This is a genomic window from Nitrospirota bacterium, from assembly GCA_035873375.1.
Classification (GTDB): domain Bacteria; phylum Nitrospirota; class Thermodesulfovibrionia; order Thermodesulfovibrionales; family JdFR-85; genus BMS3Bbin07.
Window position 1 is genome coordinate 76,758 of sequence record JAYWMQ010000061.1, and the last position, 14,457, is coordinate 91,214.

Sequence of the window (14,457 nt, forward strand, 5' to 3'; positions counted from 1 at the left end):
AACCAAATAAAGGAGGTAGAGATGAGATACACAAAAAGAGAATCCGGGTTTACCCTGATAGAGCTCATGGTCGTTCTGGTTATCCTTGGCATCCTGGCCACATTCCTGATGCCGAAGATACTTAACAGGCCGGATGAGGCGAGGATAATAAAGGCAACGAACGACATCAGGGCCATTGAATCCGCCCTGCAACTCTACAAGATCGACAACGGAAGTTATCCAACCACGGAGCAGGGGCTTATGGCGCTTGTGAAAAAACCCGACATTGAACCCATCCCCAGGCACTACCGTAACGGTGGCTATCTGGACTCTGAGTCAACCCCCCTTGACCCATGGGGTAACAAGTACATATACAGGAGTCCCGGAGAAGGGGACAGGGAGTACGAGATAATCAGTTTCGGGGCTGACGGCAGGGAAGGCGGAGATGGCGTGGATGCAGATATCAGGAGCTGGGAGATAAAGTGAGAAACCGCAACGGGTTTACCTTTGTGGAGATACTCGTCGTAATGCTTATCCTCTCGATAGGGCTCTTTGTGCTTGTGCCCAGGCTGGCACCGCGGATTCTTGAACCAACGTCTCCTCTGGAGAAAAAGGTCAATTCCGTAATTACAAAGGCCCTGGAAAAGGCCGGAGAATCCGGGAGGGCCGAAGAGATTACCTTTATCATGGGCAGCGGGAGTTTCCGCCTGGAAGACGAGGAGTTCAAGCTTCCTGAGGGCCTGACAGTAATGGAAGCCCTGGTCAATGACAAGCGGGCGGATGCACTCGAGGTTACAGTAAAGGCCTACCCTGCAGGGATAATCGATTACTTTGAGTTAACGCTATCCGACAACAGCAAGCTTGTCAGCCTGCCGCTGCTTGCAGAGGTTGAGTCAAGGGGATGAGAAACCGGGGGTTTACTCTGCTTGAGGTCCTGATCGCCATGGTTGTGCTGGCGATCTCCCTGTCCGGCATTTTCACGCTTCTGAAATCAAATATCGACACAACCGGCTATACCCTGAAAAAAATAGAACTGCTTGAGGCAGGAGGCGATATCTTTTACACCCTGTACACTGACCCGGACATAGAGCCAACGCCGGGGCTTGTCAAGCTGAAAGGATATGAGGGAGTACAGTACAAGGTTACTGAAAGCTCCCTGGGGATTTCATACATAAAGGAATACACCCTTACACTGAAAAAAGATGAGGCGGAGATTGTATATAATTTCTACAGATAGGGGGATGACCCTGCTTGAGGTGCTTGTTGCACTTGCATTGAGTGCGCTCGTTCTTGCGGGGCTTTACTCTTCCATGAACACGGTCTTTACCACGGACAGGGCCCTTGACGACAGGCTCAGGGGGGTAATGAGTTACGTCAGACTGAACAATCTCTTTCAGACAGACATGAGGACCATGATAGGGCTGCCCTCCATGCAAAACACCATTTTCGGCATGGAAATAAGCTTTAAATCAACTCATTCCCTTTATTCCAACTCCTCTTTTCCGGTAATGGTAACGTATTTTGTGGACAAGGTGGACGGGGAAAAGTATCTGTACAGGGAAGAGGCTGAAGAGAAAAAGGGTGTAAACCTCAGGATAAGACTCCTTGAGAAAGTGGGGGAGCTGAAGTTTCTTACCCCTTCTGAAGAGGGCTGGAAGGAGCAGTTTGTGGGTAAGGATGTGGTCAGGATGGAATATGTCTACGGCGATAAAAAGTGGACTATCACGGGGGGGAGACTCCTCTGAAGACAAACCCTGAATTCAAGACAAAAGGCTCTGTCCTGATAGTGGTTCTCATCGTTGTAGCCGCCTCCCTATCCCTTTTACTGCTTAAAAACGAAAAGGTTGTGGCCCAGTATGACGAGGTGGCCTCAGCGCATAAGATTCAGCAGGGCTATATCTACTGCGACTCTGTAATAAAGGGAATTACCAGGCTTCTGGAGGATGACACGAACACCTATGATTCATCTGAAGAGCTTTGGGCTGCCCTGCCCACCATTCCCACTACCGAGGGGTATATCAGTATCGTAGTGGTTCCGCTCAACAGCAGGATCTCCATCATAGAAGTCTCTTCCAGAAATGAAAAACTGAGAAGGAGGACAGAGGATGCAGTGGAAAGACTGCTCTCCGGTGCATCAGAGCAGCTTGACCTGGAATCCCTGCGCAACCTGAGGCCATACAGCCTTGGGGAGCTGAGGCTCCTTCCCGGATTTTCCGGTCTCCCAAAAGACCTGCTCGGCCATTTCACGGTAGAGGACACAGCAGGCAAGCTGAATATCAACTTTGCCGGGGAATCTGTGCTGGCCGCCTTTCTGCCAGAGATTGAGCCCCTCACAGAGGCAATTATCAAGTACAGGGAATCAAAGCCCTTTAAAGATATCTCCCAGATAAGAAAGGTCCCGGGCATGTCGGATGACGTGTATCTCGCCATCCAGCCCTACATAACCGTCAGCAGCTCCCTCTTCTATATCTTTACAGAGGCGGAAGTGGGTGGCACAAGGACCAGGGCCAACGCGATTGTTAAAAAAGTGTCCGGAAAGATTAAAATACTTAAATACTTTGAGGAAACAGAGGAGTTCTATGTCGGTGGACAAGATAATATTCCTTCATAAAGACCACCTGGTGGTCTGCTCCCGCGAGGGTGCCGCCTATAGCGAGAAGACCTTCCCGCTCACCGGGGAGCTGCCTTCCCATAAAGGCTATGTGCTCGTATTACCGGACGAGATGGTCAATCTGGTATCCACTGATATCAGACCGGTCAAGAGCGGTAATCTCAGGGAGATGGTAAGGCTTTATCTGTCGGGTATCTTTCCCGAGGGGGAGATTCAGAACAGGTTCGGCTTTGTAAATACATCACCTGTCACGGCATTCGTGTATCTTGAGGACCTGAGCAGACTCATTGAAGAGTATCCGGCGCTCTTTAATTCCGCAGGCATTATCACCACTCCGTCCCTGATTGCCCTCCTGTCTGAAGAGGGGAATTTTGTGCTCAGGACAGACCAGACCACCCTGCTGAAGAATGACAGCGGATTTCTCCATATTACCGGTGATACAGAGGGATATCCCCCTGCCAATGATTTAAAGGAGTTTAACATTGCCGGGCAGGAGAGGAAGCAGTTGCTGCAATGGCTTGACCGGATTATCGCCAATGACAGGACCAGGGAGCTTAACCTGAGGCTGACCGGACAACAGGAGGGGTGGACACTTGCCGCCATGAAAAAAGACCTGATATTCTGGGGTGCCGTATATCTCGTCTTTGTCCTCGCCCTCTTCCTGAAGACCATTCCCCTGAAGGAGGATCTGAATGTTTACGAAAAGGCAATTAACAGCATATATTCATCCATGAAGATAGCGGACAATCCCGATCCCTATGGCATGCTTCTCTTCAGGATAAGCCAGTTAAAGAAACAGGGGGCCGGCAATATTGAGCCGCTGAAGATACTCTCTGCCATGAGCACATCATTTAATGAGGAGGCATCCGTAGATGACCTTGACGTCAACCAGGAGTTGATAAGAATAAAGGGAACCATAAAGAATCTGCAGTCACTCGAGAAGGCATCTGAAGACCTCTCCAGGATACTCAAGGTAAAGTTTGTTATAGAATCCGCAAAGGTTCAGCAGGAGGGGGTAAATTTTATAATCACTGCGAGGTTTAAGGAATGAAGGAAAGAGCCGGCATATCAGTGCTGATCATAATAATAATCTTTGCCGCCACCTATATGTTTTTTTCTGCAAAGGAAGGACAAATACTGAAGGAAAAGGATGCTGTGCAGAAGCAATATGAAAAGATCTATTCAATGGCTGAAGAGTATAAACTCCTTTCAAGTAAAAACAAGGGAGCGGGACGTCTTAAGGAGGGCCTGCTGTCGTTTGTCCAGAGCTCGGGAAGCAGGCTGAACCTCTCGGACAGGATAGCCACAGTAAAACCAATTCCCGGCAGTGTTGAAGGCGTAAGCGTGCTTTATCAGGGGTTGAACCTTACGGAGATAGTAGCGGTGCTTAAGGTTGCCGGTGAATTCTCGAACATACAGGTCAGGGCCTTCTCAATATCAAAGAGGTTCGACGACCCGGGATATGCTGACCTGAACATGCAGATAGAGAAGATAAAATGAAGAAGGTCCTGCTCTTTTTATCCTCCTTTCTGATAGGAATATATCTCTTCCTGCCCTATAATGTCCTGTACTCAAGGGCCCTTGAAACCCTTACAGCAGGAAGCAGGATACCCCTGGAGTACGAGATGTCGGATGCATCCGCACTGAAGGTAGTCTTTTCAGACGTATCGATAGGGAGCGGCAAAGAGACGCTTACACTTGATAACGTCATCTTGCGGGTTACACCTCTGGGATACATTTTTAAGGGCGCCATCGGGTACATTACAACCCCTGGGGCTCGTATTCAGGTCCTGAAGAAGAACGGACTCCTTGACCTGGTCTTTGATGTAAAAAACTTTCATAATAAAATACTTGGCGATGGCTCTCTTACACTCAAGGGACACCTCCTTGTCGGACAGGACCAGGTAAAGGATGGCAGGATAGAACTGCTCATCAAAGACCTTAAAATTCCTGCCTCAGGAAGCGACATCCTCCTGAAAGAGGTGAGCGGCAGCGGCGATATAGACAACGGAAAGCTGTTAATTAAGGATCTGACTATCAAGGGACCTGTAGACATCTCTGCAACGGGTACTGTGTTGCTCAATTACAGGACTCCCGAGATGTCGATACTGGATATCTCGGTAAAATACAAGATGGGTGCGCTTCAGGGGTCGCAAAAACTGAAGGGCACTGTAAAGAGTGCCCTTGCCTCAATGAATACCCTCAGTGTCCTGCCTCCTGCCCCTTGACCCTTGCCTTCCTCTTTCTCCTGAGCTTCTGTTTCCTTATCTTCTGCCTTGCCTTTTCAGCAGGGCTTTCGGTTCCGAGCAATTTTCGCTCGATCTTTTCCGTCAGATACCTCCTTGCAAGGAAGCGGTTGAGCGGCTGGGAGCGGCTCTCCTGACACTTGACCTCTATGCCTGTAGGAATGTGCTTCAGATATACGCATGTAGAGGTCTTGTTCACCTTCTGTCCGCCATGCCCCCCTGAGCGGACAAACTTTTCAATTATCTCCTCTTCCCGGATACCCAGGGCCGCCATCCTCTCCCTGAGCTCCTTCACCTTCTCCGCTCTAACCCCTTCCATCACTCCTTTAATCCCTTAATCCATCTTTATATCCCCAAAGCCTTTCTCTTCTTAACAATATGGGCCTCAATCCCGTCTGCAATCCCTACCGGGTCGTCACCCACGGCAATCTTTCCACCTGTTATCCCCTCGATATCCTCTGTAAGCAGTTTTACCACGTCCGGCGCACCGGTAACAGGCGGCACAGGGGATACATGGGTGTAGAGGCCAAAGGCCACTGCAAAAATGGCATCAATGGTCGCCTTCTGCTCCATGTATTCAGGCGCTGTAACAGCCACAGGAAGCTGTGAGGGATCAACGCCAAGGGCATCGGCAATAGCGGTCACAAGGACTGCAATCCTGCCCGTATCCGTGCATGTGCCAAAGCTCAACACAGGGGGTATGCCCAGTGTCCTGCATACTGACTTGAGCCCTTCACCGGCAAGCTCCTGAGCCTCAATAGTCTGCAGACCACCAACCTGAAGCGCTGCATTGCCGCAGCCTGCACTCAGCACAAGGATGTCCCTCTTTATCAGCTCCTTTGCCACTGCCACTGTCAATGAGTCCTGGGGTCCGTTTGTCAGGGTCGAGCAGCTCACAAGGGCTGTCACTCCCTTTATGGCACCTTTCTTTATCACATCAAGCAGCGGCTCCAGGGTTCCGCCGAGGGCACCCAGTATCGCCTCTGTTGAAAAGCCGACAATCGCCTTCTGCTTATTCGCAGGAATGAACGTCTCCTTGCCCTTTCTGTTCTTAAAATTCTCTACGGCAACCTTTATGAGGTCCATTGCCAGGCCTTCCACATCTTCGGGCTTGTACTCATAGTTGAGATTGACCCCCGGAATGCGGACGAGTTTTGAAACCGACGCCACAGTGGCATTGTATTTATCCGCAAATATGCCGAGGGTAGGCACAGAACAGTTCATGTCAACTGCAAAGAGATCAACCGCTCCTGTTGCAAGCACATACTCCTGGTTAAGCCAGTTCCCTGTCAGGCCGACAAAAACATCGTCTGTGGGATATCTCTGGATCAGTTCCTGCCCGGTCTCAATAGAGCCCACAACCCTGATCCCCTTTGCACCAGCATCCCTTGCCATCTGCTGCACCTCGGGCCTGTGGGCAAGCTCGATAATTGCAGCTCCCACAAACATCTCGTGACCGTTGGGGAGGATGTTTACATAATCCTTGTCAATAATACCAACGTCCACACTGGTCTCATGCGGAGACGGGGTGCCGAACATGATATCCTGACACACCTCAAGGACAAACTGGGCACAATATGCCATGGATATGCCCATGCGCAGGGCCATCTTTGCAAGTGAGACATAGTCGGAGTCAATGTTGGTCATACACCGCGTCTCTGTATCAAGCACCTCATGAAGCGGCCCGCCCGGGAATATGCCGAGTTCCCTCCAGAGCTTTTTCCTGGATTCAGGCGCAAGGATCTCAACAAGCCTTGATTCCTCTGAAGAGTCCCTGTGAAAGTCCTCAATCAGGAAATCCGAGACCCTGTTGGCAACCTCAGAGAGACTGCCGCCACTGTCAAGACCGAGGGTCCCTGCGAACTCTCTCAGCCTGGGCTCATTCTTTATCTTAAACGGTGTCTTGCCCTCAGCCGCAGCCCTGAGCGTCTTTATGGTCTCCTTGGCGTGATAGGCGTATGCCGCTGTACCAAAGAGGTTCAGGTGCACAAGATTCCTCATGACCATCCCGTTTGCATCAATCCCGCAGACACCCCTGTCGGCAAATTTTGTTATCCTGCACGGCCCGTGTGAGCAGAGCTGACAGCTTATCCCCTTTGTACAGTACGAACACCGTGTCTTTTCCTGTGCATCAAATCTCTCCGCAACACTTGACATCCCATCCTTTTGCACCTTTTCATGAAGACTCTCGATGCTCTCATGCATACTTACCTTTTCCATAAAACACCTCCTTGATTCATCCTGACGGATTAGAAAATCCAACCCCCGTTAATAACCAAACCTCCTGTCCCGCTTGTATCCCTAAAATACATCATATCATGAAAACGAGGGCTTTTGTATAAAAAAATGAATGGATAATTTGTGTAATACTTCTGCTGTTTTTAGACAGGATTAACAGGATAATCAGGATGGTTTAAAAAAATCCGTCTACCATAAATACATGTCAACTAAATATATGTATATATGTCATTGAATCTTACAGAGACAGTGCTGAGGTGTGCTGGGTTATGTCAACTAAATATATGTATATATGTCATCCTGAACTTGATTCAGGATCTCTGATCTCTCAATAGTCACAATCCCCCGCGTCAGGGAGTCCTGTACACAGGGGGGCTCAATACATAGAGGCGCTCCCTTGCAATCCGGCCAAGCCTGGTATCAGGCGCCACCTTCACCTGAAGCCTGTACTCCCTTATTGCAGACCTGATATCACCTGTCTCCTCATAGCAGATACCCAGGAGACCATGTACCTCAGGGTCTTTTGGAGACTGAGAGGCAAAATTCCTGAGATGCGGAATGGCCTCTGCATACCTATTCAGATAAAAATAACTCTTGCCCATGCCAAAATGAGAGCCTGGATGTCCGGGGAAGAGTTTAAGGCTCTTTTTGAACTGCTTGACAGCAGCCCTGTACCTCTTCATCTGCAGATCCGCCATCCCAAGACCGTAAAATGCCGGCTGATATCCCTCATCTCTCAGGAGCGCCTCCTTAAAATATTTTTTGGCCTCGGAATACCGTGTTTCCTTGAGCCGTATCATCCCGTAGAGGTTGTAAAAAGGGGCCTGTTCCGGGTTCATGGAGATGGCTTTTTTGAGCTTTTTTTCCGCCTCCGCAAGCTTATCCTCATTGTAAAGCAGCACAGCCCTGTCATATACAAAATAGATACGGTTTATTTTGCGAAGCCCCCTGATGGCAGCCTGAAACCTCTTCTGATAGCGGCCATCGCCCTTAATGTGATAAGGAGGGAGTTGCCTTATCATCTCAAGCATCTCCTCCTTCCTGACCTCTTCCCTTGGGTGGGTGGACAGGATAGCACTGAGGAAGGTGTCGTCCTGCTGCTTCCTGCCCTGCCTCTTAAGATAATCTTCCACTGCCACCTTCAGCCTGTCATGGGCCTTTATCGCCTCATACGGGTCATATCCAAGGGCAGCCATATATTTTACACCCAGACGATCTGCCTGAAGTTCCTGCTCCCTGTTATACTTAAGCAGCAGGAGGCTGCTTCCGACCACACCAAGTCCGAGCAGCAGGTCAGAGCCCTCTTTTCCAGCCAGGGCCACACTTCCCGCAACGAGCCCCAGTTGCTGCAGGGTGCCAAGGGTAATCCTCTTTGCAGTATGCCTTGCCATCACATGCCCCACCTCATGCCCCATTACAGCCGCAAACTGCGCCTCGTTATCAAGAGCTGCAAGCAATCCCCTTGTAATCGCCACATAACCGGGAAGGGCAAAAGCATTCGGGACAGAGGTGTTCTGGACAACAAACCTGAACGGAAGACCCGGCCTCTCGGAGACCTGCCATATCCGCCTCACAATCCCTCCAAGATACCGGTTAAGCGCCTTATCGTGAAACTCGCCCCCGTACGCCCAGTTCAGCGACGGCGCAGCCTCACGCCCTATCTTCACCTCCTGGGACTCGGACACAAACATCAACTCCCGCCTGCCGGTAACCGGATTCACTGAACAGGATACAAAAAGTGAGAGGACAAGGATAAGGACCGTGATTCTACTGACCACATGAGACATTTCCGCTATACCCCTCCCTGATTTTCAAGCAATATAACAACGATACAGCCATTTTTTTAGACAGGATTAATAGGATAATCAGGATATTTTTAAATCCCGTCTATCGAATAGGCATCGTGAAGCTTAAAAACTTCTTTTTAGCCTCTCGATTACCTCAAGATTTCTCTCGATTTTTAAAACCAGGAATCATTCTCTCTGTTTCTTATCTTGTGGTTATCTCGAGGGCATCGTGAAGCTTAAAAACTTCTTTCAGCCTCTCGATTACTTCAAGATTTCTCTCGATTAGCGCATGGCGCAAAGCGTTAAAGACAAAGCTAAGGAATCCTGTATCCTACACGCTATGCGTCCTATCTTTGAACGCTATGCCCTATGCGTCTTGTCTTCTAACGCTATGCTCTTTGCGTCCTCAACTCCCGAACCCCTGAACCCCTGAACTTTCTTATCCTGTTTTTATGATACAATATGCTATGAAAAAAGTTGTTCTTATATCAACCGTCCTGTTGCTGCTCCCTTTACTGACAGCCTGCAAGGACAAACCGCGCAATCCCGTCAAGGAATACGGCAACGCACTCATAAATTCATATGAAAAGGCCCAGGATGCGGCTGATACGGCTAACTTTGAGCTTATCAAGCGGGCCATTCAGCAATTTCACGCTGCAAACGGAGAGTATCCGGCAAGCCTTCAGGACCTGCAGAAATTCATCGGTATAGATATTAATGCAGACATGTACGAATACGACCCCCGCACAGGGACAATAACCCTCAAATAGCCCAAAATACCAGATATGTCCAGACTCTCACACATAGACAGCAAAGGCAAGGCCCGGATGGTGGACGTATCTGAAAAGCCGCCCACTGCCCGTGAGGCCGTGGCCTGCGGGGCTGTATCAATGAAGCCCGCAACCCTTTCCATCATTAAAGAAAACAAGGCCGCAAAGGGTGATGTCCTTCAGGTGGCCCGTGTAGCCGGGATAATGGCTGCAAAGAAGACTCCGGATATTATACCCCTCTGCCATCCCCTCAGCATAACGGGTGTCTCTGTAGATTTCACCCTTGATGAGAAGAAGAGCAGGGTGCTGATAGAGTCAAGGGTGAAGACCGTTGGTCAGACAGGGGTTGAGATGGAGGCCCTAACAGCCGTGTCCGCCGCTGCCCTCACTATTTATGATATGTGCAAGGCCGTTGACAGGGAGATGACCATATCCGGCATAATGCTCCTTGAAAAACGTGGCGGCAGGAGCGGGGAGTTCAGGCGGAAGAAAGACTAAAAAACAAGGGGGGCAGATGAACCTTATCATCTGCCCCCGTATACTCATAAAGCTGCAAACATCCAGCTTATTTCTCTATAATCTTAACCTTCATCTCAATCCGCTCAACAGGGTTATCCCTTGCATCCTTTGGCTGACTCACTATCTTGTCCACCACATCCATGCCAGAGACGACCTCGCCAAAAACAGTATATTTCCCGTCAAGAAAAGGGGAATCAGCCACACATATAAAGAACTGAGAACCCGCGCTGTCAGGGTTTGCAGACCTTGCCATGGAGAGAGCCCCTCTTTTATGGGTTTTGTTATTAAACTCGGCCTTAACAGAATAACCAGGGCCTCCCATGCCATGAGTTGACCTGTCCGGGCTCTTTGAGTTCGGGTCCCCACCTTGTATCATAAACCCCGGAATTACCCGGTGAAAGGTTGTACCGTCATAAAACCCCTTTTTTGCAAGTTCTATAAAATTGTTCACATGGTTTGGTGCCACATCAGGAAAGAACCTGAGCTCAATATTTCCGAATTTTGTTTCAATAACCGCCTTCGTTTCAGCCATCTTCTTAATCTCCTCTTTAGTGAATTTTCTGTGTCTCGGCTCAGCATAAGCAGTGGCAAACAACATCAACACCAGCGCCAGCACAAAACCGGTTTTAAAAAAGCTCATATGACCTCCTGTTATGAAGAAACTTGTTTAGAGTCTGTTCTGTCATTCCACCAATCCTTAAGCCGGAATCTCTCTTTTTAATGCTTTTTAATTCTATTTAGTATATCCCTGTCTTATATCGAGCGTCAAGCATTCCGGGCAGATTTTAATGTCTCACAGTCTCTGCTGCGCGTTTTCCTCATATACCCCCTATATTTAAGAACCACCCAACAATGCCCCACCGTCCCTGCAGCCGGAAGTTTTCATTTCAGTACGGCACAGAATGCTACTTATAGTCTGTAGACTCATAAACATCATTTGTTCGACAATTTATATCAATGGCAGATATCAAAAAAATATTTGGGAGTGTACTTTTCAGGTTCCTTTCAGTTAAAACAAGGGGGGCAACTTATAAAGATGCAAGTTAGCGAAAAAGGAGTTCGGACATGAAGAAGAAACACTACATATTTTTAACTTTAGATGGTTATACCTTTCAACCCGATTCAATGTCTATTGAACCTGACATTGAAAACTTACAAGTGGTAGGTTTTGCCTCTGGTGTTAATTCAAAAAAAGCTTTTCAGAATCTATTAAAGGAAAATGAATATCTTGTGAAACCCAATTTCGATGAAGTGTTTTGTTATCAATTGGACGATAATTATAGAGTTTCAAAAGAATATTTTTATATTTCAAGTGATGGGAAGAACGATGAGATATAATTTTGATTAAAGTAGGCGTTGAGGTTGGTCTTAATAGCAATGGAAGAAAAAATCGTGGTGGCACAACAATGGAGAATATTGTAGAAGTTTTTGTAAGTAGTGTTTGTGCCCAATTTAAATTCGCATTTACTTGATCAAAGCCCTCACCTTTTGCAGGTAAGGACAAAAAGTTTCGAGGCAGCTCTAAAAAAGTGTTACCCAAAAATTAATTAAAATTTGATTAAAGCCTTGACAGCTTCTATGGACACGTGCTACATTGGGTTTATCAGGTTTATCGATAACTCCACTTTTTGCTTGCTTTACATGGAAGTTAAACATTTTTTTACAGCATCTTTCAACCTGAAAATGGAATTTTCTAAAATTTGCCGTGGTTATCAAGAAACCAGTTAATAACTTGTTAGAACAACAAAAAGGAACATACGGTGCAATACAAAATATTCGTAAGTTATTCAACACACGATATCGAGCAAGTAGGGTTGCTTAGACAGCAGTTAAAAGGGACACCAATTGATGTTTTTGTTGCTGAACACTCAGTACAACCTAGCGAGAATCTAGGAGAAAAGATATCTATGGCTATAGAAGAATGTGATTTATTTGTAGTTCTTTGGAGTCAAAATGCACAGAACTCAAGTTGGGTGTCGCAAGAAATTGGCCGAGCAGGTGCTCTAAAGAAAATTGTTTTGCCTCTTGTTCTCACAGAAGGTATCGCTTTGCCTGGCTTCATTAGCAATCTAAAGTATCTTCCCGTTTATAAAGATCCTGAAGGTGCTGTAGTCAAAGCAAGAGAGATTATTGTTAGTTCTTACAATAAAAAGGCGCATGCTCTTGCACAAATTGAAAAGAAAAAGCAAAAAGATAAAGAGGCCCTAGCGTTAATGGGTATAGGTGCATTTGTATTGTGGGCGTTCAGCAAATAATTGTTCTAATCGATCGGAAGGCCCGGGGTCGCGTCTTAAATATTAAGTATTGACTTCCTGCAATACTTTCCTTCGAAAGACATAAGTGAATTATCACGCATGTAAAGACTTAAGATGAACGCTGTTCCCACTTGAGGTAATACCCTCTATTCTCACGGGGAATCTCTTTTTCCTCAAGAGCTGAGACAAAAATTGCCCTTTTGCTTTCTGAAATAGTTAACATAACTCCTGATTTGCTTGATCAGAGCCCTCACCTTTTGCAGGTGAGGACAAAAGTTACGAGGCAGCTCTAAAAAATGATTTACCCAAAATTTGCTTAAAGCCTTGACAGCTTCTATTTTCACGTGCTACATTTGGGTTATCAGGTTTCTTGATCACTCTACTTTTTGCTTGCTTAATATGGAAGTTAAGCACTTTTTATAGCATCCTTCAACCTGAATATGGAATTTACCAAATTTTGACATGGTTATCAAGAAACCGGTTAATAACTTGTTAGCTCTCATATGGAAAGTTCGAGTAACAATAAAGTGTTGTATAGCCCAAATCGTATGGTTTGGGCTTATTTCAGTGCGCTTCGCCGAATGTGCGATAGGGTTGGTGGACATGAATTCGACAATCATGGGAAGGAAGATTCGGCTCTTTGCGTGATAACAGCTGTAACGGGAGTAGAGGTGTTTATGAATGTTTACTTCCGAATATTAATTACAGAGAAACACTATGAACACGCAAAAACAAAAATAATGAACGATTTAGAAAGACAAATATCTCTGGATAAAAAGGTAAAGGAATGGCCAGAAGCTGCATTTAATAAAAGGCTAAATTTTGGGTCAGGTATAGGCCAACAGTTTATTGCCTTAAAAAATATCAGAAATGGATTGATCCATTTCTCGAGCACATATGAAACCCTTGAGGCGCCGGGATTTACTATTCAAGGCTTGGCGGATACATCAATGTACGATTCTCTAAATGAATATTCAGCATATCGTGCCCTTGAAACCGCAGAGCATTTTATTTGTGAAATATTTAAGTTAAGAGGTATAAACGATGATGAGATTTCAGGTGCACTGCACACATGGACTGGCCTGCATCCTATGTTCAAGGGGTAATAAATACATCCAGCGGACTGCCAAAATTGTCACTGACGAGGTCGTTATGCAAGGAGTAACTCTCCATGAATGAAAACATGAGACTTTGGGCCTGTTCTTTATCAGGATGTGATGGAGGAAATATTAATTCCGATATTTGGTTATGTGGCATTGAGTGGGGAGGTGGTAGTGATGGTAATTACTACGAAAAAGATTTGCCACAAGAGATAAATAAAGGAGTAGTGGGAGGACAAGGAGGGGACGTTGTTGACTACGTTGACTAACTACTTTTCCTTGTTATTATCTTACATACAGCAGAGGTGGAAACTCCTACCTGGCGAGCAACCTCCGCCAAAGGAATCCCATAAGTCTCAATCAACCTGCAAACTATCTGTGACCTTGCCTAAGACACCCTGCTCCTCCGGCTGCCAGACTCCAATTCCAGAATATTTACGCCTTCTTTTTTACATATCTCCTCAATAACTTCTTTCATTTTCTCTCTTCGTTCATCTGCCGAAAACTGCTTCTTTAACTTGTCCTCCGTCTCCTGCAGAACCTTCATTACAAAATCCCCGCTCCCTAATATCCGCTCATCGGTCAGTCTCCCCTCTCCTTGTCTTCTCAGAGATTTCACTTCCGACCACCCGCCAAGTGAGCGGATTAATCCACCCCCAACCAATTCCGGCTGATTCCCTTTTGCTATTCCCCCTTTAAGAAATACACGGTAGGCATTCCTTGACTCTCCTTCTTTATTGCCAAACCGGTTTAATACATAATCACGGTCCTGCCACTCATTCTTCACTCTACCCATCAACACACTGTGTCCACTGTAACGGTATCGGTCAAGTTCCGACAGGGTTTTTACCAGGTTTGCACGAAGGGGATTAAGGTGTATATAGCGAACCAACTCCGCAAAGTAGCTATTTTCATCACACACTATTGATTTGTACCTGTTCTGAAACAGATG

At 46.8% G+C, this 14,457-nt stretch carries 19 protein-coding genes and 1 pseudogene; 15 read left to right on the forward strand and 5 right to left on the reverse strand.

Annotated elements, in window-relative coordinates; translation table 11 throughout:
* The first annotated feature begins 21 nt into the window (after positions 1 to 21).
* From gspG to VST71_13045, 8 genes are read left to right on the forward strand one after another with little or no spacing between them, the layout of a single operon-like run.
* Positions 22 to 465: a type II secretion system major pseudopilin GspG gene (gspG, locus tag VST71_13010; protein ID MEC4686636.1), complete on the forward strand. Its 444-nt coding sequence runs from the start codon at positions 22 to 24 to the stop codon at positions 463 to 465.
* On the forward strand, positions 462 to 884 hold the full coding sequence (locus tag VST71_13015; GenBank protein MEC4686637.1) for a type II secretion system protein: 423 nt from the start codon (positions 462 to 464) through the stop codon (positions 882 to 884). Before gspG ends, VST71_13015 begins: the two co-directional genes overlap by 4 nt.
* Complete coding sequence (locus VST71_13020; protein ID MEC4686638.1) at positions 881 to 1,216, forward strand: type II secretion system protein; 336 nt, start codon at positions 881 to 883, stop codon at positions 1,214 to 1,216. Before VST71_13015 ends, VST71_13020 begins: the two co-directional genes overlap by 4 nt.
* Complete coding sequence (locus tag VST71_13025) at positions 1,194 to 1,724, forward strand: prepilin-type N-terminal cleavage/methylation domain-containing protein (GenBank protein MEC4686639.1); 531 nt, start codon at positions 1,194 to 1,196, stop codon at positions 1,722 to 1,724. Before VST71_13020 ends, VST71_13025 begins: the two co-directional genes overlap by 23 nt.
* Complete coding sequence (locus VST71_13030) at positions 1,694 to 2,590, forward strand: helix-hairpin-helix domain-containing protein (protein ID MEC4686640.1); 897 nt, start codon at positions 1,694 to 1,696, stop codon at positions 2,588 to 2,590. The genes VST71_13025 and VST71_13030 overlap by 31 nt, the downstream gene beginning before the upstream one ends.
* Complete coding sequence (locus VST71_13035; protein MEC4686641.1) at positions 2,565 to 3,641, forward strand: hypothetical protein; 1,077 nt, start codon at positions 2,565 to 2,567, stop codon at positions 3,639 to 3,641. The genes VST71_13030 and VST71_13035 overlap by 26 nt, the downstream gene beginning before the upstream one ends.
* Positions 3,638 to 4,090: a hypothetical protein gene (locus tag VST71_13040; GenBank protein MEC4686642.1), complete on the forward strand. Its 453-nt coding sequence runs from the start codon at positions 3,638 to 3,640 to the stop codon at positions 4,088 to 4,090. The genes VST71_13035 and VST71_13040 overlap by 4 nt, the downstream gene beginning before the upstream one ends.
* On the forward strand, positions 4,087 to 4,818 hold the full coding sequence (locus VST71_13045) for a hypothetical protein (GenBank protein ID MEC4686643.1): 732 nt from the start codon (positions 4,087 to 4,089) through the stop codon (positions 4,816 to 4,818). Before VST71_13040 ends, VST71_13045 begins: the two co-directional genes overlap by 4 nt.
* Here VST71_13045 and VST71_13050 read toward each other — a convergent pair.
* From VST71_13050 to VST71_13060, 3 genes are all read right to left on the reverse strand, one after another.
* Positions 4,793 to 5,155 carry a peptide chain release factor-like protein gene (locus VST71_13050; protein ID MEC4686644.1) on the reverse strand — a complete coding sequence of 121 codons (363 nt, stop codon included), beginning with the start codon at positions 5,153 to 5,155 and terminating at the stop codon, positions 4,793 to 4,795. The two genes, VST71_13045 and VST71_13050, sit on opposite strands and share 26 nt — an antisense overlap.
* 26 nt (positions 5,156 to 5,181) lie before the next feature.
* Entirely contained in the window at positions 5,182 to 7,056 is a 1,875-nt protein-coding gene (cooS, locus tag VST71_13055) for an anaerobic carbon-monoxide dehydrogenase catalytic subunit (protein ID MEC4686645.1), read from the reverse strand.
* 368 nt (positions 7,057 to 7,424) lie between these two features.
* Positions 7,425 to 8,861 carry a M48 family metalloprotease gene (locus VST71_13060; GenBank protein MEC4686646.1) on the reverse strand — a complete coding sequence of 479 codons (1,437 nt, stop codon included), beginning with the start codon at positions 8,859 to 8,861 and terminating at the stop codon, positions 7,425 to 7,427.
* 467 nt (positions 8,862 to 9,328) lie between these two features.
* Here VST71_13060 and VST71_13065 point away from each other — a divergent pair, with 467 nt between their 5' ends.
* Both VST71_13065 and moaC read left to right on the forward strand, forming a co-directional pair.
* On the forward strand, positions 9,329 to 9,631 hold the full coding sequence (locus tag VST71_13065) for a hypothetical protein (GenBank protein ID MEC4686647.1): 303 nt from the start codon (positions 9,329 to 9,331) through the stop codon (positions 9,629 to 9,631).
* A 15-nt stretch (positions 9,632 to 9,646) separates the two neighbouring features.
* Positions 9,647 to 10,129: a cyclic pyranopterin monophosphate synthase MoaC gene (gene moaC / locus VST71_13070; protein MEC4686648.1), complete on the forward strand. Its 483-nt coding sequence runs from the start codon at positions 9,647 to 9,649 to the stop codon at positions 10,127 to 10,129.
* Positions 10,130 to 10,196: 67 nt separating this feature from the next.
* Here the strand turns inward: moaC and VST71_13075 are convergent, their stop codons facing one another.
* Positions 10,197 to 10,682 (reverse strand): peptidylprolyl isomerase, encoded by a 486-nt coding sequence (locus VST71_13075; GenBank protein ID MEC4686649.1) that lies wholly within the window; start codon positions 10,680 to 10,682, stop codon positions 10,197 to 10,199.
* 533 nt (positions 10,683 to 11,215) lie between these two features.
* Here VST71_13075 and VST71_13080 point away from each other — a divergent pair.
* From VST71_13080 to VST71_13100, 5 genes and pseudogenes are all read left to right on the forward strand, one after another.
* On the forward strand, positions 11,216 to 11,488 hold the full coding sequence (locus VST71_13080) for a hypothetical protein (GenBank protein ID MEC4686650.1): 273 nt from the start codon (positions 11,216 to 11,218) through the stop codon (positions 11,486 to 11,488).
* Between the two features lie 14 nt (positions 11,489 to 11,502).
* A pseudogene (locus VST71_13085) lies at positions 11,503 to 11,601 on the forward strand (DpnII family type II restriction endonuclease).
* Between the two features lie 309 nt (positions 11,602 to 11,910).
* Positions 11,911 to 12,405 carry a toll/interleukin-1 receptor domain-containing protein gene (locus VST71_13090; protein ID MEC4686651.1) on the forward strand — a complete coding sequence of 165 codons (495 nt, stop codon included), beginning with the start codon at positions 11,911 to 11,913 and terminating at the stop codon, positions 12,403 to 12,405.
* A gap of 581 nt (positions 12,406 to 12,986) precedes the next feature.
* A complete protein-coding gene (locus VST71_13095) occupies positions 12,987 to 13,511 on the forward strand; it encodes a hypothetical protein (protein ID MEC4686652.1) in 525 nt (174 codons plus the stop codon).
* Positions 13,512 to 13,576: 65 nt separating this feature from the next.
* Positions 13,577 to 13,774 carry a hypothetical protein gene (locus VST71_13100; GenBank protein ID MEC4686653.1) on the forward strand — a complete coding sequence of 66 codons (198 nt, stop codon included), beginning with the start codon at positions 13,577 to 13,579 and terminating at the stop codon, positions 13,772 to 13,774.
* 119 nt (positions 13,775 to 13,893) lie between these two features.
* On the opposite strand, the gene VST71_13105 is transcribed toward VST71_13100, so the two are convergent.
* Positions 13,894 to 14,457: hypothetical protein (locus tag VST71_13105; protein MEC4686654.1), on the reverse strand; the 564-nt coding region annotated here is incomplete at its 5' end.

Excerpts from the sequence above, each read along its gene's own strand:
- gspG (MEC4686636.1), top strand. The coding sequence starts at position 22 with ATGAGATACACAAAAAGAGAATCCGGGTTTACCCTGATAGAGCTCATG.
- VST71_13020 (MEC4686638.1), top strand. The coding sequence starts at position 881 with ATGAGAAACCGGGGGTTTACTCTGCTTGAGGTCCTGATCGCCATGGTT.
- VST71_13040 (MEC4686642.1), top strand. The coding sequence starts at position 3,638 with ATGAAGGAAAGAGCCGGCATATCAGTGCTGATCATAATAATAATCTTT.
- VST71_13045 (MEC4686643.1), top strand. The coding sequence starts at position 4,087 with ATGAAGAAGGTCCTGCTCTTTTTATCCTCCTTTCTGATAGGAATATAT.
- VST71_13050 (MEC4686644.1), bottom strand. The coding sequence starts at position 5,155 with ATGGAAGGGGTTAGAGCGGAGAAGGTGAAGGAGCTCAGGGAGAGGATG.
- cooS (MEC4686645.1), bottom strand. The coding sequence starts at position 7,056 with ATGGAAAAGGTAAGTATGCATGAGAGCATCGAGAGTCTTCATGAAAAG.
- VST71_13060 (MEC4686646.1), bottom strand. The coding sequence starts at position 8,861 with ATGTCTCATGTGGTCAGTAGAATCACGGTCCTTATCCTTGTCCTCTCA.
- VST71_13065 (MEC4686647.1), top strand. The coding sequence starts at position 9,329 with ATGAAAAAAGTTGTTCTTATATCAACCGTCCTGTTGCTGCTCCCTTTA.
- moaC (MEC4686648.1), top strand. The coding sequence starts at position 9,647 with ATGTCCAGACTCTCACACATAGACAGCAAAGGCAAGGCCCGGATGGTG.
- VST71_13075 (MEC4686649.1), bottom strand. The coding sequence starts at position 10,682 with ATGGCTGAAACGAAGGCGGTTATTGAAACAAAATTCGGAAATATTGAG.
- VST71_13080 (MEC4686650.1), top strand. The coding sequence starts at position 11,216 with ATGAAGAAGAAACACTACATATTTTTAACTTTAGATGGTTATACCTTT.
- VST71_13095 (MEC4686652.1), top strand. The coding sequence starts at position 12,987 with ATGTGCGATAGGGTTGGTGGACATGAATTCGACAATCATGGGAAGGAA.
- VST71_13100 (MEC4686653.1), top strand. The coding sequence starts at position 13,577 with ATGAATGAAAACATGAGACTTTGGGCCTGTTCTTTATCAGGATGTGAT.